The 20,310-nt window shown below is 65.2% G+C and carries 19 protein-coding genes; 8 read left to right on the top strand and 11 right to left on the bottom strand.

The window, feature by feature from the left end; translation table 11 throughout:
• Positions 1-45 precede the first annotated feature (45 nt).
• The 3 genes from KVY23_RS01750 to KVY23_RS01740 are packed head-to-tail and all read left to right on the top strand — an operon-like array spanning position 46 to position 4,690.
• The gene (locus KVY23_RS01750) at positions 46-1,353 is read left to right on the top strand and encodes a hypothetical protein (protein ID WP_230555075.1); all 1,308 of its coding nucleotides are present in this window, start codon (positions 46-48) and stop codon (positions 1,351-1,353) included.
• Positions 1,350-2,333: a glutamate ABC transporter substrate-binding protein gene (locus KVY23_RS01745; protein ID WP_206509171.1), complete on the top strand. Its 984-nt coding sequence runs from the start codon at positions 1,350-1,352 to the stop codon at positions 2,331-2,333. The genes KVY23_RS01750 and KVY23_RS01745 overlap by 4 nt, the downstream gene beginning before the upstream one ends.
• Positions 2,334-2,347: 14 nt before the next feature.
• Positions 2,348-4,690, top strand: a complete 2,343-nt coding sequence (locus tag KVY23_RS01740; protein WP_230555074.1) for a serine/threonine-protein kinase — start codon at positions 2,348-2,350, stop codon at positions 4,688-4,690.
• Here the strand turns inward: KVY23_RS01740 and KVY23_RS01735 are convergent.
• Both KVY23_RS01735 and pta read right to left on the bottom strand, forming a co-directional pair.
• On the bottom strand, positions 4,668-5,858 hold the full coding sequence (locus KVY23_RS01735) for an acetate kinase (RefSeq protein ID WP_230555073.1): 1,191 nt from the start codon (positions 5,856-5,858) through the stop codon (positions 4,668-4,670). The genes KVY23_RS01740 and KVY23_RS01735 overlap by 23 nt on opposite strands.
• Entirely contained in the window at positions 5,855-7,930 is a 2,076-nt protein-coding gene (gene pta, locus KVY23_RS01730) for a phosphate acetyltransferase (protein ID WP_230555072.1), read from the bottom strand. The genes KVY23_RS01735 and pta overlap by 4 nt, the downstream gene beginning before the upstream one ends.
• Before the next feature lie 60 nt (positions 7,931-7,990).
• Between pta and KVY23_RS01725 the strand changes: the two genes are divergently transcribed.
• Entirely contained in the window at positions 7,991-8,500 is a 510-nt protein-coding gene (locus KVY23_RS01725) for a nitroreductase/quinone reductase family protein (protein WP_230555267.1), read from the top strand.
• A gap of 209 nt (positions 8,501-8,709) precedes the next feature.
• Here KVY23_RS01725 and fgd read toward each other — a convergent pair whose 3' ends face one another.
• From fgd to KVY23_RS01710, 3 genes are all read right to left on the bottom strand, one after another.
• Complete coding sequence (gene fgd / locus KVY23_RS01720; RefSeq protein ID WP_230555071.1) at positions 8,710-9,723, bottom strand: glucose-6-phosphate dehydrogenase (coenzyme-F420); 1,014 nt, start codon at positions 9,721-9,723, stop codon at positions 8,710-8,712.
• A gap of 75 nt (positions 9,724-9,798) precedes the next feature.
• Entirely contained in the window at positions 9,799-10,146 is a 348-nt protein-coding gene (locus KVY23_RS01715) for a YidH family protein (RefSeq protein ID WP_230555070.1), read from the bottom strand.
• Between the two features lie 27 nt (positions 10,147-10,173).
• Positions 10,174-11,112, bottom strand: coding sequence for an NADP-dependent oxidoreductase (locus KVY23_RS01710; RefSeq protein WP_230555069.1), 939 nt, complete (start codon positions 11,110-11,112; stop codon positions 10,174-10,176).
• 135 nt (positions 11,113-11,247) lie between these two features.
• Here KVY23_RS01710 and KVY23_RS01705 point away from each other — a divergent pair, with 135 nt between their 5' ends.
• Positions 11,248-12,006, top strand: coding sequence for an HAD-IIA family hydrolase (locus KVY23_RS01705; RefSeq protein ID WP_187346716.1), 759 nt, complete (start codon positions 11,248-11,250; stop codon positions 12,004-12,006).
• Positions 12,006-13,115 (top strand): isochorismate synthase, encoded by a 1,110-nt coding sequence (locus tag KVY23_RS01700; RefSeq protein WP_268994635.1) that lies wholly within the window; start codon positions 12,006-12,008, stop codon positions 13,113-13,115. Before KVY23_RS01705 ends, KVY23_RS01700 begins: the two co-directional genes overlap by 1 nt.
• Here the strand turns inward: KVY23_RS01700 and KVY23_RS01695 are convergent.
• The 3 genes from KVY23_RS01695 to KVY23_RS01685 are packed head-to-tail and all read right to left on the bottom strand — an operon-like array spanning position 13,100 to position 15,302.
• Positions 13,100-14,329, bottom strand: coding sequence for an O-succinylhomoserine sulfhydrylase (locus tag KVY23_RS01695; RefSeq protein ID WP_230555067.1), 1,230 nt, complete (start codon positions 14,327-14,329; stop codon positions 13,100-13,102). The genes KVY23_RS01700 and KVY23_RS01695 overlap by 16 nt on opposite strands.
• The gene (locus KVY23_RS01690; RefSeq protein WP_206509179.1) at positions 14,326-14,739 is read right to left on the bottom strand and encodes a rhodanese-like domain-containing protein; all 414 of its coding nucleotides are present in this window, start codon (positions 14,737-14,739) and stop codon (positions 14,326-14,328) included. The genes KVY23_RS01695 and KVY23_RS01690 overlap by 4 nt, the downstream gene beginning before the upstream one ends.
• A 35-nt stretch (positions 14,740-14,774) precedes the next feature.
• Complete coding sequence (locus tag KVY23_RS01685) at positions 14,775-15,302, bottom strand: hypothetical protein (RefSeq protein ID WP_206509180.1); 528 nt, start codon at positions 15,300-15,302, stop codon at positions 14,775-14,777.
• A gap of 173 nt (positions 15,303-15,475) precedes the next feature.
• Here KVY23_RS01685 and KVY23_RS01680 point away from each other — a divergent pair, with 173 nt between their 5' ends.
• Entirely contained in the window at positions 15,476-16,837 is a 1,362-nt protein-coding gene (locus KVY23_RS01680) for an FAD-dependent oxidoreductase (RefSeq protein WP_230555066.1), read from the top strand.
• Positions 16,838-16,905: 68 nt separating this feature from the next.
• Here KVY23_RS01680 and KVY23_RS01675 read toward each other — a convergent pair whose 3' ends face one another.
• Positions 16,906-17,775, bottom strand: a complete 870-nt coding sequence (locus KVY23_RS01675; RefSeq protein WP_371829821.1) for an SMP-30/gluconolactonase/LRE family protein — start codon at positions 17,773-17,775, stop codon at positions 16,906-16,908.
• A gap of 66 nt (positions 17,776-17,841) precedes the next feature.
• Between KVY23_RS01675 and KVY23_RS01670 the strand changes: the two genes are divergently transcribed.
• Complete coding sequence (locus KVY23_RS01670) at positions 17,842-18,576, top strand: amidohydrolase (protein ID WP_230555065.1); 735 nt, start codon at positions 17,842-17,844, stop codon at positions 18,574-18,576.
• Here KVY23_RS01670 and KVY23_RS01665 read toward each other — a convergent pair.
• Together KVY23_RS01665 and purT are read right to left on the bottom strand one after the other, a co-directional pair.
• Positions 18,569-19,057 (bottom strand): DUF456 domain-containing protein, encoded by a 489-nt coding sequence (locus tag KVY23_RS01665; protein ID WP_230555064.1) that lies wholly within the window; start codon positions 19,055-19,057, stop codon positions 18,569-18,571. The genes KVY23_RS01670 and KVY23_RS01665 overlap by 8 nt on opposite strands.
• Complete coding sequence (purT, locus tag KVY23_RS01660; protein WP_268994634.1) at positions 19,054-20,268, bottom strand: formate-dependent phosphoribosylglycinamide formyltransferase; 1,215 nt, start codon at positions 20,266-20,268, stop codon at positions 19,054-19,056. The genes KVY23_RS01665 and purT overlap by 4 nt, the downstream gene beginning before the upstream one ends.
• Between the last annotated feature and the right edge of the window lie 42 nt (positions 20,269-20,310).

The following is a 20,310-nucleotide window of genomic DNA, read 5'->3' as shown; positions in this document are numbered from 1 at the left end:
CGTTCCACGTACGTGCGGCCCGGGAGAACTTATATGCTCGCACCTGTGAACGTGGTCGGCACTACACCAACTGCTGCCGTCCCTCCCACGACGGCAGCTACGGCTTCGGAGCGTGACCCGCGCCGCGAAGAACTGCGCCGCGTGGCACGTTCGACTCCTGCTCGCATGATCCTGCTCGGGGCCCTCTTGGCGGTGGTCTCGGTGGTCGCCGGTGTGGTGACCTCGGTAGCCCTCGCCGATCGCGCCGAAACGCTCGACACGCTTCTCGTGCAGACCGAACCGTTCGCCAACTCCGCCCAGAATCTCTACGGTTCCCTGTCGGTGGCCGACGCCGCCGCGTCGACCGCGTTCATCTCCGGCGGTCTCGAACCGCAGGAAGTCCGCGACAGGTACACCCAGGCCATCGGCGAGGCAGGCAGCGAGCTGATCCGCGCATCCGGGGGTCTCGGTGACGCGGACGACGGAGCCCTCGTCGCTCTGACGGAGATCGGCGCGGCGTTGCCGGTATACACCGGATTGATCGAGACCGCGCGTTCGAACAACCGCAGCGGCAACCCTGTGGCGTCCTCGTACCTGGGTGAGGCGTCGACGCTGATGCAGACCTCGCTGCTGCCCAGCGCCGAAGGGCTCTACCAGGAGCAGGCAGCACGGGTGTCGGCCGATCAGGAACGGTTCGTCCATCCCCCGGTTTTCTCCATCGCCCTGATCGTGTTGACGCTGGTGCTGCTCGTTCTCGCCCAGGTGTATCTGTCCCGACGCACCCATCGCACTCTGAATCTGGGCTTCCTGACCGCCACGGGGCTGATCACGATTCTGCTCGGCTGGATGCTCGTGGCCGGGCTGATCTCGGCGACGGCCACCGATCGAGCGCTGAACAAGGGCGTCGCACCGCTTCAGAATCTGACCACCGGCTTCATTCTCGCGCAGCAGGCTCGATCCGACGAGACTCTCAACCTGGTTCGGCGCGGAGATACGCGCGAATACAACCTCGAATTCGACACCAACACGCAGAGTCTGCGGGAGGTGCTCGACGGCAGCAATGCGATGACCGATGTGTTGATCATGTGGGAAGACGCGCATGACCGTGTGGAAGACGCATTGGCCATCGGCGATTTCAACACCGCAGTCACCATTGCCACCGGTAGCGGTATCGCCGATTCGGGCGTCCAGTTCGCGGCGTTGGACAACATGCTTGCCGACGGCATCGATCAGGCCCGAACAGACCTACGTGCCAACGTCCAGCTCGCCAAGACGGCGTTGACCGGATTGGATTCGGGTGCAGTCATTCTGACCATCACCGCCGCGGGGGCAGTGATCGTCGGACTCATACCGAGGTTGCGTGAGTACCTGTGAACCGTCTGCTGTCGCTTGTTCTCCTCGTACTCGTCGGCGTTCTCGTCGCCGGCTGTGTTTCCCCCGAGGCGCTGCCACCGGAACCGGACCGCAGCTACATCGAACCTCCTCTTCCAGACGGGGCCGGTCCGGTGACCACCGCACCGGCGGCGGATTCCCCGGAAGTCCAGTGCGAGCGGCCGACCGCGAGTCTGCGCCCGACGCCGGCCGGAATCGCGCCCGAGGATGCGCCGCCCACTCCGACGGTCGACGCGATCCGCGAGCGCGGACGTCTGACGGTCGGCCTCGACACCGGCAGCAACCTGTTCAGCTTTCGCGATCCGATGACGGGCAAACTCGTGGGTTTCGACGTCGACATCGCCCGCGAGATCTCACGCGATCTCTTCGGCGATCCGGACCGCGTGGACTTCCGCATCCTCACCTCCGCCGAGCGCATCGAAGCACTGCAGGAGTCGACGGTGGATGTGGTGGTCAAGACCATGACCATCACGTGCGCCCGCAAGGAGGAAGTGTCGTTCTCGACGGTGTATTTCCAAGCGCAGCATCGAGTTCTGGCGGTCCGCGGGTCCGGGGTCAGAGGCGTTGCGGATCTGGCCAATCGTCGCGTGTGCGCGGTCGACGGCACCACCTCGCTTCGCCGGCTGCAGCGCATCGTGCCGACTGCACAGATCCTCACGGCGGCGATGTGGTCGGATTGTCTGGTGCTGCTGCAGCAACGGCAGGTCGACGCCATCAGTACCGACGACACCATCCTCGCCGGTCTCGCTGCCCAGGACCCCTACCTGGAGATCGTCGGTGAAAGTCTGAGCCCCGAGCCCTACGGCGTCGGCATCGCGAAAGACAGCGACGATCTGGTTCGGTTCGTGAACGGCACCCTCGAGCGCATCCGCGCCGACGGCACCTGGAACAGGTCCTACAACCGCTGGCTTGCCGTCATGGGTAGCTCTCCCGGCCCTCCGTCACCGCAGTACGTGGACTGACGGGAGCGGCACAGATGAGCATCCGAGATCCAGAAACCCCCACCGGCCCCGCCACCGCGCCGGCAGCTCGGACCGAGGCATCCCAGCGAACCCAGGCATCCGAACGCACCCAGGCCACCGAACGCACCGAGGCCACCGAACGCACCGAGCCCTCCGACCGCACCCAGGCCACCGCCCCGTCGCCGGTTCGCTCAACGCGCACGTCGGGACGCACGCGGTCGGATCGATCGCGTCGCACGAGCACCAAGCGACGGCTCGGCGGAGGCCTCGTCGAGATCCCCAGAGTGGACCCGGTCGATCCGGCTACCGCGGTGATGTCCGATCCGGCGGTGCCGCAGCGGAAGCGATTCTGCTGGAAATGCAATTCGCCCGTCGGTCGCAGCGATGACGGCCAACCGGATCAGCCTTCGGGCACGTGCCCGCACTGCGGATCGCTGTACGATTTCTCTCCCCTGCTCGAGCGCGGCGACCTGGTGGCCGGTCAGTACGAGGTGCAGGGATGTATCGCTCACGGCGGCCTCGGCTGGATCTATCTCGCTATCGACCGCAACGTCAGCGACCGCTGGGTGGTGCTCAAGGGACTGCTGCATTTCGGCGACGACGAGGCGCATGCTGTCGCGGTCGCGGAGCGTCAGTTCCTCGCCGAGGTGGCGCATCCGGGTGTGGTGAAGATCTACAACTTCGTCGAGCAGTCACGCGCCGATGGAACCAAGATCGGCTTCATCGTGATGGAGTACGTCGGTGGCCGCTCGCTGCGCGATATTCTGTCCGCTCGCCCCGACGGGAGCCGCATGCCCGCGGAGCAGGCCATCGCGTACGTGCTCGAAGTCCTACCCGCGCTGGCATATCTGCATTCCATCGGTCTGGTTTACAACGACCTGAAGCCGGAGAACATCATGGTGACCGACGATCAGATCAAGCTGATCGATCTCGGAGCGGTCGCAGTGGTGGAGGACTACGGATTCCTTTACGGCACAGCCGGTTACCAGGCTCCCGAGATCGTCGAGACCGGCCCGACGGTGGCGTCGGACATCTATACCGCGGGCCGTACCCTGGCTGTTCTGACGCTCGACATGCCCTCGACCAAGGGCAAGTACGCGCCGGGCATTCCGTCCCCAGACGATCACGAGGTGCTGCGGATTTATCCGTCGTTCCATCGTCTGCTCGTGCGTGCCACCAACCTCGATCCCAGGCAGCGCTTTGCGTCGGCGGAGATTCTGGCCAGCCAGGCGACAGGTGTGCTCCGCGAGATCCTGGCGCTGCAAACGGGCACCGAGCGGCCCGGCCTGTCGACGGCGTTCAGTCCACCGCGAACCACCTTCGGCACCGAGGAATCGGTCGGGCGAACCGACACGTACGTCGACGGCAAGGTGCGCGGCGACCGGATCAACGCCCGCGACGTGGTTGCCGCGTTGCCGGTCCCGTTGGTCGACCCCCTCGATCCGAGTGCGCCGCTGCTCGCCGCTGCCGTACACAGCGAGCCGCAGCAGACGCTCGATTCTCTGGCGCACGCGCGACGCAACGGGATCGAACGGTTCGCCGACGGTTCCTCCGGTGGCCTCGAGATCACCCTGGCGGAGGTCAAGGCACACATCGACCTGAGCGATTTCGGTACGGCCGAGTCGGTGCTCGCGCAGGTGCAGACCGACGGTCCGGATCCGTGGCGGGTCGAGTGGTACGCCGGCCTTCTCGACCTCTCGAGAAATGAATTCGTCGCCGCCTCGAAGCATTTCGAGAAGGTACTCGACGCCCTCCCCGGTGAGTTGGCACCGAAGATCGCGCTCGCTGCCAGCGCCGAGTTGATCACCGAGGGCATTCTCCCCTCGGCCGAGGAACACGAGAAATGGCGTGTGTGCGCCGAGACGTACTATCGATCGGTCTGGCGGACCAACCGCGCCGTCGTCAGCTCCGCGTTCGGCCTGGCCCGTCAGATGATGTATCGCAGCGACCCCGCCGGGGCCGTCGCCGTCCTGGATCAGGTTCCGATCAGTTCGCGGCACTATTCCGTCGCACGCATGACGAGTGTGCTCACGCTACTGATGGACCGGCCGGCACCCGATCTCGAGGAGTCAGACTTCCGAGAGGCCGCGAGGCGTGTCGCGATGTTGCCGCGACGGGAACCGAGAGCTCTGCAGATGCGCACGCTGGTATTGGCGATGGCGATGGACTGGGTTCGTTCCGGTCACGCGGTCGAGGCCGAACGCGAACCGATCCTGGGCGTACCGTTCACCGAACACGGCCTGCGGACCGGGACCGAGACGGGCCTGCGTGCACTCGCCCGCAACGCCACCGACCGAGCGCATCGCTACACGCTGGTCGATCTGGCGAACGCGATCAGACCCCAGTCGTTGTTCTAGCCAGCTTCTGCGCTGCACGCGCGATGGCGAGTTCCTCGTTGGTGGGAATCACGAGAACGGTCACCGCCGAACCCTCCGTCGATACGACGCGAGCTTCCTTGCTGCGCATCATATTTCGCTCCGGGTCGATCTCGATGCCGAAACCTCGAAGATTCGCGAGCGCGTCCGCCCGAACCCCGGCGGCGTTCTCACCGACCCCAGCGGTGAAGATGATGGCATCGAGTCTTCCGAGCGCGAGCATGTAGGCACCGATGTACTTGCGGAGGCGATGGATGTAGACCTCATAGGCGAGGACCGCGTCGGCGTCGCCGTCGTCGATACGCTTGCCCAGCTCGCGGAAGTCGTTGACCCCGGTGAGGCCCGCGAGGCCCGACCGCCGGTTGAGGAGCTCGTCGATCGCATCGACATCCATGTCGGCGCTGCGCCGCAAGTGCATGACGACACCGGGGTCGATATCTCCACAGCGCGTACCCATGACGAGACCTTCGAGCGGTGTCAGCCCCATCGAGGTGTCGATCGGGATTCCGCTTTCGATCGCCGACGCAGACGCACCGTTGCCCAGATGCAGGACAATCTGATTCAGATCCTCGCGGCCCAGGAACTCGGCGGCCCGCAGCGAGACGTATTGATGCGAGGTGCCGTGGAAGCCGTACCGGCGGATGTGGTGCTTCTTCGCGATCTCGCGGTCGATGGCGTAGGTCGATGCGGCCGCGGGCAGCGAGTGGAAGAACGCCGTATCGAACACCGCGACATGCGGCACATTCGGCAGCTGTCGGCGGGCGACCTCGATACCGAGCACGTTCGGCGGGTTGTGCAACGGTGCAAGTGAACTGAGATCCGATATCTGCTGCAGCACCTTCTCGTCGATCAGCGTCGGCTCGTGAAAGACGTCACCGCCGTGTACGACGCGATGGCCGACCGCAGTGACATCGGCGCCGAGTTCGACTCCAGCGCCCGCAAGTATCTCGAAGGCCACCGCCAGCCCAACGGCGTGGTCGGCGATCTCCCGACGCTTCTCGATGGTCTCACCGCGGTAGTCGAGCACGACACGGCCCTGCAGTTCACCAATCTGCTCGACCAGTCCGGCGGCGATCGAGTCACCGGAATCGGGATCGACCAGCTCGAACTTGACCGACGACGACCCCGAATTGACTACCAGCACACTCATTTCGCGATGCCCTGCGCTTGAATGGCGGTGATGGCAACGGTATTGACGATGTCCTCCACCAGCGCACCACGGGAGAGGTCGTTGACGGGTTTCCGCAAGCCCTGCAGGACCGGGCCGACGGCCACCGCACCAGCGCTCCGTTGGACCGCCTTGTACGTGTTGTTGCCCGTGTTCAGGTCCGGAAAAATGAACACTGTCGCGCGTCCGGCGACGACGGAGTCGGGCAGCTTCGACCTCGCCACCGACGGCTCGATCGCCGCGTCGTACTGAATAGGCCCGTCCACCAATAATTCCGGGCTGCGCTCCCGTACCAGCCGGGTTGCCTCGCGGACCTTGTCGACGTCCACGCCGGAACCAGAATCCCCGGTGGAGTAGGACAGCATTGCCACGCGTGGCTCGATCCCGAACTGCGCCGACGTGGCCGCCGAGGAGATCGCGATGTCTGCGAGCTGCTCGGCCGTGGGGTCGGGCACGATCGCACAGTCCCCGTAGGCGAGAACTCGATCCGACAGACACATCAGGAAGATGCTCGAGACGGTGTTGACGCCATCTGTTGTCTTGATGATCTCGAAGGACGGGCGAATGGTGTGCGCCGTGGTGTGCGCGGCGCCGGACACCATGCCGTCGGCGATGCCCTTGTGCACCATCATGGTTCCGAAATACGAGATGTCGGACATGACCTCGCGGGCCCGTTCGATGCGCATGCCCTTGTGCTTGCGAATCTCGGTGTACTCGGCCGCGAACTCCTCGGCATAGTCCGAGGTCTTGGGGTCGAGCACCTGCGCCCCGTCGAGGTCGACTCCGAGTTCGGCTGCACGCCTGCGGATCGGGCCTTCCTCGCCGAGGATGGTCAACTGCGCCACCTGTCGTTGCAACAGGCGACCCGCGGCGCGGAGGATCCTGTCGTCGCCGCCCTCGGGGAGCACGATGTGCTTGCGGTCGGCGCGAGCACGATGAATGAGCTGGTACTCGAACATCTGCGGAGTGGTGATCGAGGGAATTTCCAGTTCGAGTCGATCGAGGAGTGTCCGGGCGTCGACGCGTTGCTCCATCAGGCTCAGGGCAGTGTCGACCTTGCGCTGCGAACCCACCGCCACCCGCCCGCGCGCCTTCGCCGCAGCCGAGGCGGTGTCGAAGGTGCCCAGCTCGGTGGTCAGGATCGGCAACCTCGGACCCAGTCCGGCGACGAGGCGAGCAATTGCCGGATGCGGTTCGATGCCGCCGTTCATGACGATCCCTGCCAGAGAGGGAAAGCCCTCGGCCTCATGGGCGTTGACCAGTGCCAGCAGAACATCCGACCGATCCGCCGGCACGATGACGACGACGCCCTCGGTGAGCCGTTCGAGAATGTGCTCGGCGGTCATGCCACCGACCATGACGCGCTGGGCCTCTCGCTGCATCAGTTCCACGTCACCGCTGTAGAGCTTGCCGTGGACCGCCTCGAGCAACTCGGCCATCGTCGGGGCCATGAGCAGCGGGATCTCCGGCAGGCTCCACGCTGGTACACCCAATGGTTCCAGCGCAGCGGTGATCTCGTCCAGGGCCTCCGGATCACACCGATTGGCGACGATAGCAGCGAGGTGCGCATGGTAGTTGTGCAGCTCGGACAGACTCAGCTGCGCCAACTGGAGGACCTCGTCGGCAGTTCTGTCCGCCCCGCGCAGCGCCAGTAGCACCGGTGCACCCAGGCTCGCCGCGATGCGCGCGTTGAAGCCCAGTTCGCTCGGACTGCCGACATCGGTGTAGTCGCTGCCGACGATGACCACCGCATCGCACTGCGACGCGACGTCGTGGAAGCGAGAGACGATCTCGCCGAGCGCGGCGTCGGGATCGGCATGCACCGCCTCGTAGGAGACACCGAGTGATTGTTCGTAGGACAGATCCGCCGTCGTGTGATCGATGAGAAGTTCGAGGATGTAGTCCGTCTCCGTCGAGGACCGCGCGATGGGCCGGAAGACGCCGACCCGGGCGGCAGAGGCGCACAACATCTGCAGCACCCCGAGAGCGATGGTCGATTTTCCGGTGTCGCCTTCAGGAGAGGCGATGTAGATGCTCGATGCTGGCTCGGCCATGCCCGTCAGCGTAGCGGTTCGATGTTGACAGACAGTGATGCGCTGGAGTCAGCTACAACCATGGCCGAATCACCGTTTCCCGACGTCCGCTGGGGCAGCGAATCCAGCTTCATCCGTAAACCCGCCATCGCATTCGCAGCGACGAAACCCGGATCTTGGGTGATCCGCAACCTGGCAGGCATCGACCGCAAGCTCCTCGAACGTTCGAACGGACGCTTCACCGTCCTCGGGCCCATCGCGGCGCCCGTAATACTGCTCACCACGACCGGCCGCAAGTCCGGCCAGCCGCGGACATCCCCGTTGCTGTACTACCGCGAGAACGATCGGCTCTACGTAGTCGGCAGCAACTTCGGGCAGCAGCATCATCCAGCGTGGACATCGAATCTGCTCGCCGAACCGCGCGCCACCGTCGCCATCGGGGGCAAAAAGATTCCCGTCACCGCGACCCCGGTGACCGGCGCCGAGAAGGTCAGAATCTACGACGCCTTCAACGAAATGGTGCGCGTGTACGGCGAGTACAAGAACCGAACCGACCGCGACATGCGAATGTTCGCCTTGTCCGCGGCCTGAGCCGGGCCTTTTTGCACCCTCTTCGCCGCATCCCGCTTCGCCGCATCCCGCTTCCGGCATCCCGCTTCGCCGCATCCCGCTTCCGGCATCCCGCTTCCGGCATCCCGCTTCCGGCATGAATGGGCCATTGCAACCGTCTAACCGTTGCAATGGCCCATTCATGCCGGGCGGGCGGGGTGCCGGCCGGGCGGGGTACCGGCGGGGCGGGGTCAGCCCAGCTTGCGGAGCCTCGGCTCGAGGTCGCGCTGGAATAGTTCGAGGAAGCGCCGCTGGTCGTGGCCGGGGGCGTGGAAGACGAGGTGGTTCAGGCCCGCATCGGTGTACTGCTTGATCTTCTCGACGGCCTCGTCGGGATCCGAGGCGACGATCCAGCGCTTGGCGACCTGTTCGATCGGGAGTTCGTCGGCGGCCTTTTCCATCTCGATCGGGTCTTCGATGGAGTGCTTCTGCTCCGGCGTCAGTGACAGCGGGGCCCAGAAGCGGCAGTTCTCCAACGCGAGTTCTGGATCGGTGTCGTAGGAGATCTTGATTTCGATCATCTTGTCGATCTCGCCGGAGTCGCGTTCGGCCTTGCCTGCGCCCTCTTCGACGGCGGGGAGGAGTTTGTCGGTGTAGAGCTCCATGCCCTTGCCCGAGGTGCAGATGAATCCGTCACCGGACCGCCCCGCGTAGCGCGCGACGACGGGACCGCCGGCCGCGATGTAGACGGGGATGCCGCCGTCGGGAACGTCGTAGATCGATGCGCCCTTGGTGGTGTAGTACTCGCCCTCGAAATCGACGCGGTCCCCGAGCCACAGCTCACGCATCAACCGCACCGACTCGCGCAGACGGGCGAACCGCTCCTTGAAGTCGGGCCATTCGCCGCTGTATCCGGTGGCGATTTCGTTGAGTGCCTCACCGGTGCCGACGCCGAGCATGATCCGTCCGGGGTACAGGCAGCCCATGGTTGCGAAGGCCTGCGCGATGACTGCCGGGTTGTAGCGGAAGGTCGGTGTCATCACCGAGGTGCCGAGCTGGATGTTCTTCGTGCGCTCGCCGACGGCCGTCATCCAGGCCAGCGAGAACGGCGCGTGCCCACCCTCGTGGCGCCATGGCTGGAAGTGATCGCTGACCGTCGCCGAATCCATGCCGTGTTGTTCGGCGAGTACGCCGAGTTCGACGAGTTCACGCGGACCGAACTGCTCAGCCGACGCCTTGTACCCGAGCTTCAGAGCCTGTGCCACGCGCTACTCCCTCGTTGAAAGTCACTGTTGCTTCGATTGTGCACTCGAGCCCGGCACGCATCTGCACCGGACCTCTCACTCGATACCCAGCACCGTCACGACCGCGGCCAGTACCGCCATACCGCCGATGCCGACCGCGAAAAGCCACAGCTCCTTCGCCTCGGGCATCGGAGCGCCTGATTGGAGCGCCGTTCGCACCTGGAGCCACCGACGCAACCCGATCATCGATGCCGATGCGGCCATCAGTATCAGGATCAGTCCGAGCGTCGTCCTGACCCAGCTGGTACTGAAGTCGGGCACCAGATGCAGAACCGCGACACCGGCGGCCAGTAGGCCCAGCGAAGTTCGCATCCATGCGAGGAAGGTTCTTTCGCTGGCGAGGGTGAACCGCTCGTCCGGGCGAGTGGAAGGATCGTCTGTCACTCCACCATGATGCACCGTGCCCACATCTCAGGGCAGCAGGATGAACTTGCCACGCGGGTGCTGGGACTGCAGCTCCTGGTGCGCTAGCGCGACCTCGTCGAGCGGGAACGTCTTGGCGATCGGCACGGTGAAATCGCCCGCGCCGGCGGCCTTCACCAGCTCCAATCGCGCATTCCTGCGACGGACACCGCTCTCTGCGTTCCCACCGACCGACAGGAAGCCGTCGGCCTCCGCGCGACCGAATGCCACGATCGTCACGATTCGCGCCTTGTTCGGTACCAATTCGAGCGAGGCGTCGACGGCTTCGTCAGTGCCCGCTGTGTCTATCGCGGCGTCGACACCTTCCGCTGCGAGGGCGCGTACCCGCTCGAGCAGACCGTCACCGTATTCGACCGGCTCGGCGCCGTACGCGCGAAGCGCGTCGTGATTGATCGCCCGCGCGGTGCCGATGACGTGGGCGCCTCGGGCACGGGCAAGTTGCACGACGATGGACCCGACGCCACCCGCAGCGCCGTGCACGAGCACTGTGTCACCGGCGCTCACCTGTGTCACGGCAAGGACGTCGAACGCAGTTCCACCGGCCGCGAACAGGCCGGCGGCAGCCTCCCATGTCAGATCAGAAGGCTTCGGCACGACCGAATCTGCCGATACCAGCAGTTCCTCGGCGTAGGCACCTTTGACACCCGAGACGATGACCTCGTCCCCCACCGAAATCGGGCCACCCGGCCCCGTTGCCGACGGGCCGACCGCGGTGACGACGCCACTTGCTTCGCTGCCCAACGAAAGCGGAAGGGTGGATTCGTCCGTCCCGAACGATCCGCTGTACACCTTGTAGTCGAAGGGATTGACGCCGATGGCTCGGACATCGACGAGGACCTGACCGGCCCCGGGACTGCCCACCTCTCGGTCGATGATGCGTAGTACCTCGGGACCTCCGAAAGCTGTTGCCACCGCTACTCGTGTCATGAGCTGCTCAACGGATTCGGTAGGTCGGATGTTCCCGATCCGCGAGCTCTCACCGGTGCACGACCGGCGAGAGCTCGCGTAGCGCACAATGGTGGAGTGAGCTCACCGGACGAACCGCAGCAGTGGACGTATCTGATGGACATGGATGGCGTCCTGGTCCATGAAGACCACCTCATACCTGGGGCCGACGTGTTCCTCGCCGAACTCCAGGAACACGACACGCCGTTCATCGTGCTGACCAACAACTCCATTCGGACGCCGCGCGATCTCCGCGCCCGGCTGGCCTGGACCGGCCTCAACATTCCCGAGAAGTCGATCTGGACCTCTGCACTGGCGACTGCCAACTTCCTGGGCAACCAGCGTCCCGGCGGCAGCGCCTACGTCGTCGGCGAATCGGGTCTCACGACGGCCTTGCACGACATCGGCTACACGTTGACCGATTCGAATCCCGACTACGTGGTGCTTGGCGAAACACGGACCTATTCGTTCGAGGCGATCACCACCGCCATCCGCCTCGTCGAAAAGGGTGCGCGCTTCATCGCGACCAATCCCGATGCCACCGGACCCTCACGCGAGGGTTCGCTTCCCGCCACCGGCTCGGTCGCAGCGCTCATCACCAAGGCCACCGGGAAAGAGCCGTACTACGTCGGCAAACCCAATGCACTGATGATGCGGTCGGCGCTGCGAGCGATCGGCGGCCATTCCGAGAGCACCCTGATGATCGGTGATCGCATGGACACCGACGTGTTGTCCGGACTGGAAGCGGGCCTGCAGACCATCCTCGTGCTGACCGGCATCTCCACGATCGAGTCCGTCGAGAACTACCCGTATCGGCCGACGAAGGTGATCAATTCCGTCGCCGACCTCGTCGGACGCACCCAGTCGCCTTTCTGATGCCACGAGCTTTTCCGGTGGACCGCCCGTCGTTCGTACTTTCGCGTGCCGGGTACAGCATCGAGGGGCGCGGCGTCGAATGCAGATATCGCTCGCTCCCCGACGCCGTTGCCGCAGTCCGGGCCGGCGAAGTCGTCGTCGGCGCTCTGCCCTTCGACGTGACCGGCCCGATTGCGTTGTGGCGGCCCGTCGAACTGCGTGGGTCCGACGGGCCATGGCAGCCCGATCTGTCTCTACCGCCGCTGCCTCAGGTGCGGATCGGTGATCGGATACCTGCTGGCGCGGTGCATGTGGAGCGGGTGCGGGCACTCGTCTCCTCGCTTCGGCGCGGTGACGCGCAGAAGGTCGTGCTCGCGCGGTCACTGCGCCTCGACGCAGACTCGACCATCGATCCCCTGTCTCTACTCGAAAAACTGGTGCGCACCGACCCCCTCGGCAACGGTTACGCAGCAGACCTGTCCGCCGCCGGGCCCGACTACGACGGGAAGTTCCTCGTCGGCTCGAGCCCGGAACTGCTGATCCGAAAACGCGGCACAACGGTGTCCTGCCATCCCTTTGCCGGAACCGCAGCGCGCAGTGACGACCCGGCCGAGGACGCCGCCATCGCCGACCGACTGGCGGCCAGCGCGAAGGATCAGGCCGAACACCGCTTCGTCGTCGACGAGATCCTCTCTGCGCTGGGGCCCATGTGCCGCAGAATCGACGTGCCGGACATCCCGCAGCTCAGCAGCACTCCGCAGCTGTGGCACCTGAGCTCGCCGATCACCGGTGAACTCCACGACCCCGCCATCACTGCGCTGGACCTCGCGCTCGCAGTGCACCCGACCCCGGCCGTAGCGGGCGTGCCCAGGCGCGCCGCCATGGACGCGATCGCCCGGATCGAGGGGCCTCGGGGTTTCTACGCAGGGGCGGTCGGGTGGACCGATCAGAGCGGTGACGGCGAATGGATGGTGGCGATACGCGGAATCGAACTTGCCGCCGATGGCCGCACGGGCCTCGCCACAGCGGGCGGGGGCATCGTCGAGGCCTCCGACCCCGACGCCGAACTCGCCGAGACGACAGCGAAGTTCCGCACCATCCTCGCCGCGTTCGGTTATCCCAGCGCCTGAACCAGATCCGCGATGAGGTCCTCGGTGTCTTCCAGGCCGACCGAAATGCGCACCACGCTGTCGGAGAGCCCTACCGCTGCACGGCCTTCCGGTCCCATGGCGCGGTGTGTGGTGGTGGCCGGGTGGGTGATGAGGGACTTGGCGTCGCCCAGATTGTTGGAGATGTCGATGATGCGCAGGGCGTCGAGCAGCTCGAAGGCTCGCTTCTTGCCCTCACCCTCCGATGCTTCCAACGCGAAGGTGACGACGGTTCCGCCGCCTTTCATCTGCTTCCTCGCCAACTCGTGCTGCGGATGTGAGGCCAAGTACGGGTAACGCACCCAGGACACCCCGGGGTGCTGCTCGAGGAATGTCGCGATCTCCAGCGCCGACGCCGTCGCGTGCCGAACTCGTACGGGCATCGTCTCGAGTCCCTTGAGCAGCGTCCACGCATTGAACGGACTGAGCGCAGGACCGGTGTGGCGCATCAGCGTCTGAACCGGACCATCGATGTACTCGCGGGAGCCCAGGATTGCACCACCGAGCACCCGGCCCTGACCGTCGATGTGCTTGGTACCGGAATACACCACCACGTCCGCGCCGAGTTCGAGGCTGCGCTGCAGCAACGGCGTCGCGAACACGTTGTCCAGCACCACCGTCGCACCCGCTGCGTGGGCCAACTCGGAGACGCGCTCGACATCGACGAGGGACTGCATCGGGTTCGACGGCGTCTCGAAGAAGACCGCCGTGGTGGGAACCGACAGCGCTTCCTCCCACTGCGCGTTGTCCTCGCCGTCGACGAACACGGTTTCGACGCCCCACCTGGGAAGGATTTCGTTGCACACGACGAAGCACGAACCGAACAGGCTGCGCGCGGCCACCAGACGGTCGCCGGACTTCAGTAGCGCACCGAGCGCCGTGAAGACGGCGGACATACCGCTGGAGGTGCCGAAGCACGCCTCCGCGCCCTCGATCAGCCGCAACCGCTCCTCGAACATCTTGACCGTCGGATTGCCGTAGCGGGAATAGACGAAGTGGTCGATCTCACCGGTGAACGCCTGCTCAGCGGCCCCGGCGCTCTCGTAGACGAACCCGGACGACAGATACAACGCCTCGGCGTTCTCGTCGAAACCGGAACGCATGAGCCCACCGCGAACCCCGAGCGTTCCCTGACCGACGCCCTCGGGCAGCGGCTTCGAAAAGCCCCCGCCATGCGGAAGTTTCTTCTCGGTCATGACTGCCTCCAGGGCAAGCCGACCGCCCGCCAGCCGACAGCGCCGCGGTGACCGTCGGCGTCCGTCGCACCTTCGAACCCGTCGAGAACGTTGTACGACGGCCCGATTCCGGCGGCCGTGGCAGCTTCGGCGGCACCGATGGACCGTTGCCCGGAACGGCACAGGAACACCACTGGGCGGTGGCCGTCGACGCCCGCCGCTTTCAACTGGTCGACGAAGTTGTTGTTTCTGGCGCCATCCGGGTAGCGGACCCACTCGATCAGATGAGTCGGGCGCTCGAGCGACGACGTGTCCGGCACGCCCACGTACTGCCATTCCGCGTGGGTGCGCACGTCCACCAGAACCGCGTCGGGATCGTCGCGGAGAAGCTCCCACGCCGCCTGCGGCGTTATGTCACCTGCGTAAGTCACTGCTTCAGCCTTCCACACCCGGCAATATCGACAACTCAGACATTGCACACCAGCCAGTTCTCGTCGACGCGAACGAATCGCCACTGTTCGGTCGACGTCGCGTCGGTCTCGTCGAATCTCGTGGTAACCGTGACGAGACCGCGGTCACCGTTCACCTCGTAGCCGGTCGGCACACCGTCGACTTCCATTTTCCCGTTCTCGGCCACCTCGTCCGCCCGCGCCGAGGAGTAATCAGCGTCGCTGCCCGGTATCAACCGCGCCACCTGCGCCTCGCAAGTAGCCCGGCGCAGTAGATCAGCGTCGCCCTCGTTCTGCGCTCGGACGAAATCGGAGATGCTGTCCGTCAGAAGTTGAGCCTGGGTGACGTTGTTCTCCGCGGGCGAAACCCTCGACGCTATGACAACAGCGCCGAGCACCAGCACGACGATTGCGACGGCGATCAGGAACGGCCACGCGGTGGCCGGGCGTCGCTCCCCTGCTTCGGCAGCCGCTGCGGAAGCGTTGTTCTGCGCTTCCTCACGGCTTTCGATCCACTGCTCTCTTCGCTCCCGCCACGACGCCATGGGTGCAATCTTCCCTCCCGTCCCCGAGGCGCCGCTCGCCGGGGTTGACGGTCTCGGGTCGGCAGGGCACCACGGGCACTAGAGTCAACATTGGCCCGCCAGCCCAGATCAGGTAACACTTAATTTATGCTGGGGTGTCCGCACTTGCCATCGACGAAGGTAGTTCGCTGCACATGACTGACCAGACTCGTCCTCTCCGCGTTGCCATCGTCGGCGCCGGACCAGCCGGCATCTATGCCGCCGACGCCCTCATGAAGTCCGACACAGACGTGAGCATCGACCTCTTCGAACGCATGCCTGCGCCCTTCGGCCTCATCCGCTACGGCGTTGCCCCCGACCACCCCCGCATCAAGGGCATCATCACCGCCCTGCACAAGGTCCTCGACAAGCCGCAGGTCCGCCTCCTCGGCAACATCGACTACGGCACCGACATCACCTTGGATGATCTCCGCCGCTTCTACGACGCCGTCATCTTCTCCACCGGCGCAAACGCCGACCGCGCACTGAACATCCCCGGCATCGACCTCGATGGCAGCTACGGCGCAGCCGACTTCGTCTCCTGGTACGACGGTCACCCCGACGTTCCCCGCACCTGGCCACTCGACGCCGAAAAGGTCGCCGTCCTCGGCGTCGGCAACGTCGCTCTCGACGTCGCCCGCGTGCTGGCCAAGACCGGCGACGAACTTCTCCCCACCGAGATCCCCGCCAACGTCTACGAGGGCCTCAAGACCAACAAGGCCACCGAAGTCCACGTCTTCGGTCGCCGCGGACCGGCACAGGCCAAGTTCACCCCCCTCGAACTGCGCGAACTCGACCATTCACCCAACATCGAAGTCATCGTCGCCCCCGAGGACATCGACTACGACGAGGGCTCCGAGCATGCCCGTCGCAGCTCCAAGCAGGTCGATATGGTCGCCAACACTTTGCAGGACTGGGCCATTCGCGACGCCGGCAACCGACCCCACAAACTGTTCCTTCACTTCTTCGAATCCCCCGCCGAAATCCTCGGCGAGGACGGCAAAGTCACGGGCCTACGCACCGAACGCACCGAACTCGACGGCACCGGCAACGTCAAGGGCACCGGCAACTACAACACCTGGGACGTTCAAGCCGTCTACCGCGCCGTCGGCTATCTCTCCCAGAACATCAGCCAACTCCCCTTCGACGAACAAGCCGGCACCATCCCCAACGAAGCCGGACGCGTGCAGGAAAACGGTGCGCACGTGCCGGGCACCTACGTCACCGGCTGGATCAAGCGCGGACCTGTCGGCCTCATCGGTCACACCAAGGGTGACGCCAACGAAACCGTCGCCTGCCTCCTCGAGGACGCACCAACCTTCGACGGCGCCGCTGAACCCGCCGAGCGGGCTGTCACGGACTTCCTCGAAGGCAAACAGGTCCCCTTCACCACCTGGGACGGCTGGTACCGCCTCGACGCCCACGAACGCTCCCTCGGTGAACCCGAAGGCCGCGAACGCGTCAAGGTCGTCGAACGCCACGACATGCTCAAGGCGTCGGAGCCGGACAAGGCTTAGGCAGCTCCGCTGCATGTGAGTGGTTTTACATAGCGGGCTATGTAAAACCACTCACATGCGCGTAGCGCCTACACGCGCACAGCCAGCAGTTTTCCCTCGGTCTCGACCTTGCGCTGGTGTTCGTTGAAATCGGGCGCAGCGCAGACGAACAAGGTGCGTCCGTCGTCACCACCCAATCCGCAGGCGAACACACCGGTGTCGAACTCCAGCTGATCGACGATGCCCTTGCCCGGTTCGACGTGCACGATTCGCTGGCCCAGGGCGTCGGCCACCCACAGAGATCCATCGGTATCGATGCAGCAGCCGTCGGCCGCGACCACGAGCTGACCGAGCGCCGTTGCCATATCGCTCATATCGGGCAGTTCGGCGAACTTCGCCCAATCACGCCGCTCCCCCAGTGATCCGTCGGGACGCACCGCGAAAGCGCTGATGCGGTTGCCTACCGTTTCGTCGACCAGAAGCTCACCGTCGCCGGTGAAAGCCATGCCGTTCGGGAAGTACAGATCCTCGGCCACCACTCGCACAGAACCGTCCGGATCGACCCGAATCAGGTCGGCGGTATCGGGCGTCGCCATGTTCATCAGATCGAAGCCGAAGTTGCCGACGTACGCGCGCCCACGGTCGTCGACGAGCATGTCGTTGAGGTTGGCCTTCACGTGGGCGGACAGGTCTGCATGCACGACGAGCGAGCCGTCGTCCTCGCGGCGGAGGATGGTGTGATCGCGCATCGACACCACCAGCAGTCGGCCGTCCGGCAGCCACCCGAGTCCCGACGGTTGCTGCGGGATCTCGGCTTCGACGCGGACGTCCGATCCGTCTGCCTGCGCCGAGATGACTCGGTGACTGTAGAAGTCCGACACCCAGATTCGGCCGTCGTGCCAGCGTGGACATTCGAAATATGTGTATCCGTCGAGTACGACGGTGACGTCGGGTTTCATGCTTCGCATTCAAACATCGGACAGGGCCCCGAGGTGCCGAAACCGCGCAGCTGGCAAACTGTGGGCGTGTTCGACGCCCATCGGTACATCCTCGATCCGAGGTTCACTCTCGTGGAGAACCAGGGATACCAGCCGGAGCCGTACACGATTGCCGACTACGAACGCGACACCGATGGGCTCGGCATCACCGGAGGGGCCATCATCAGCGCGTCCTTCCACACCACCGACCAGGACTTCCTGCTCTCCGCACTGCAGACCTTGGGGCACGGATGGGTCGGTGTCACCCAGCTCGATCCGGCGATATCCGACGAGGACATAATCGGCCTCGATCGCGCTGGTGTCCGGGCGATCCGCCTCAATCTCATGCGCGGCGCCACCGACGTGCAGATGCTCACTTCTCTGGCCCGGCGGGTGCACGATCTGGTCGGGTGGCACGCGGAATTGTACGTCGAGGCGTCGATGCTGCTCTCGCTCGAACCGATTCTGTGCAGGTTGCCCGCCGTGAGCATCGATCACCTCGGGATGTCCTCGCAGGGCTTGTCTTACCTACTCGACCTGGTCGACCGCGGAGCGAGGGTCAAAGCTTCCGGCTTCGGCCGGGTGGACATGGACATCGTCGCGACCATGAAGCACATTCACGCGGTCAATCCGTCGGCGCTCATGTTCGGAACCGACCTGCCCGGTACTCGCTCCCCCCGTCCGTTCCAGGAATCCGATCTCGACCTGGTCGCCGAAGCGGTCGGCGGGGATCTGCCCGCAGTGCTCGACGGCAATGCCCGCGCCTGGTATCGCGTCACCTGAGGAAGAGCGCGGCCCCCAGCCACACCCCACTCGCCAGCAGCGCGCCGAGTAACTCCACCAGGATCGACAGTCCGACTGCCTTGGTGGCGTGCACTGTCGACCGCCACGCCGCAGCATGATTTGCGCGATGCCGGGGCAGTTCGGCGACGTACGTGCCGCCGATGAAGCCGATGAACAACCCGATAATCGGAATCACGAAGAACCCGACGATGCCGACGAGCCCGCCGATGACGAGGGAGCGCGTCGGGACTCCGGCGTCCTTCATCCGACGGCCCGGCCAGGTGTACTTGACGATACCGCTGAGCACGAGCAGCACGGCCGCGATCGCGAATGTCCCCCAGGCGACGGAGCCGCCGGTGAGAAACGCCCACACACCGATCGCCCCGAGAATGAGGATGGTGCCGGGCAGGATCGGCACCACGATCCCGACGAGGCCGACAAGAATGGCCAGCGCGACGAGAACCTCGCCCAGCACACTCACGTGACGGGACGGACTCTGCTCGCGGCCTCGGTCGCGCGAGCGCGGGCGGTCTCGATGTCCTTCGCCGTCGACACCGCCACCCCCATCCGTCGACGCACAAAGCTCGTCGGCTTGCCGAACAACCGTAGGTCTGTCTCCGGTACCGCCAGCGCGTCGGCAACGCCTTCGTAGGCAATGCCTTCCGCGTCGACTCCGCCGTAGATCACCGCGGAGGCTCCGGGCGAGATCAGTGTGGTGTCCACTGGCAGACCGAGGATGGCGCGGGCGTGCAATTCGAACTCCGAGAAGCGTTGCGTCCGTAGCGTGACCAGCCCGGTGTCGTGGGGGCGTGGGCTGACCTCGGAGAAGTAGACGTCATCGCCTTTGACGAACAGTTCGACGCCGAACAGCCCTCGGCCACCGAGTGCGGTGGTGATCTTCTCGGCGACTGCCTGCGCGGCAGCGAGAGCGGCATCCGACATCGGCTGCGGCTGCCACGATTCGACGTAGTCGCCAGATTCCTGACGGTGCCCGACGGGCTCGCAGAACTCGGTCCCGGAGGCAGATCGAACGGTGAGAAGTGTTATCTCGTAATCGAAGTCGACGAACCCCTCGACGATGACGCGGCCCAGGTCCACACGCCCACCCGTCAGCGCGTAGTCCCACGCAGCGGAGACGTCCTCGGGGCCGCGGACAACCGACTGACCCTTGCCCGAGGACGACATCACCGGCTTGATGACGGCAGGGAAGCCGATGGCGCCGAGGGCGTTCTCCACCTCGATCAACGATTCAGCGAAGGCATACGGCGACGTGGGTAGGCCCAACTCTTCGGCGGCGAGCCGTCGGATTCCCTCTCGGTTCATCGTCAACTGCGTCGCACGCGCCGTCGGGATGACCACGGTCCGACCCCTCTCCTCGACCTCCGCGAGCGCGTCGGTGGCGATGGCCTCGATCTCCGGCACGACGAAATCGGGTTGCTGCGCGTCGATCAGCGCCAGAAGCTGCTCCGGGTCGCTCATATCGATGGTGAACGCATGATGGGCGACCTGGTGGCCAGGGGCGTTGTCGTAGCGATCGACTGCGATCACCTCGACGCCGAGCCGTTGGAAGGCGATTATCACTTCCTTGCCCAACTCGCCGGCGCCGAGCAGCATCACTCGCGTAGCCCCCGGGGTCAGTGGTGTACCGATGCGTGCTGGTTCCGTTGCTGCGCTCACCCGCTCATTATCCATGCCCCCGTCATGCCCGCTCCCCTCCGCAAGTTAACCTCGATT

Source organism: Rhodococcus sp. I2R, assembly GCF_020889545.1.
Classification (GTDB): Bacteria; Actinomycetota; Actinomycetes; order Mycobacteriales; family Mycobacteriaceae; genus Rhodococcoides.
Note: the sequence above shows the minus strand (reverse complement) of the source record. Positions and strands in the feature narration are given on the sequence as shown.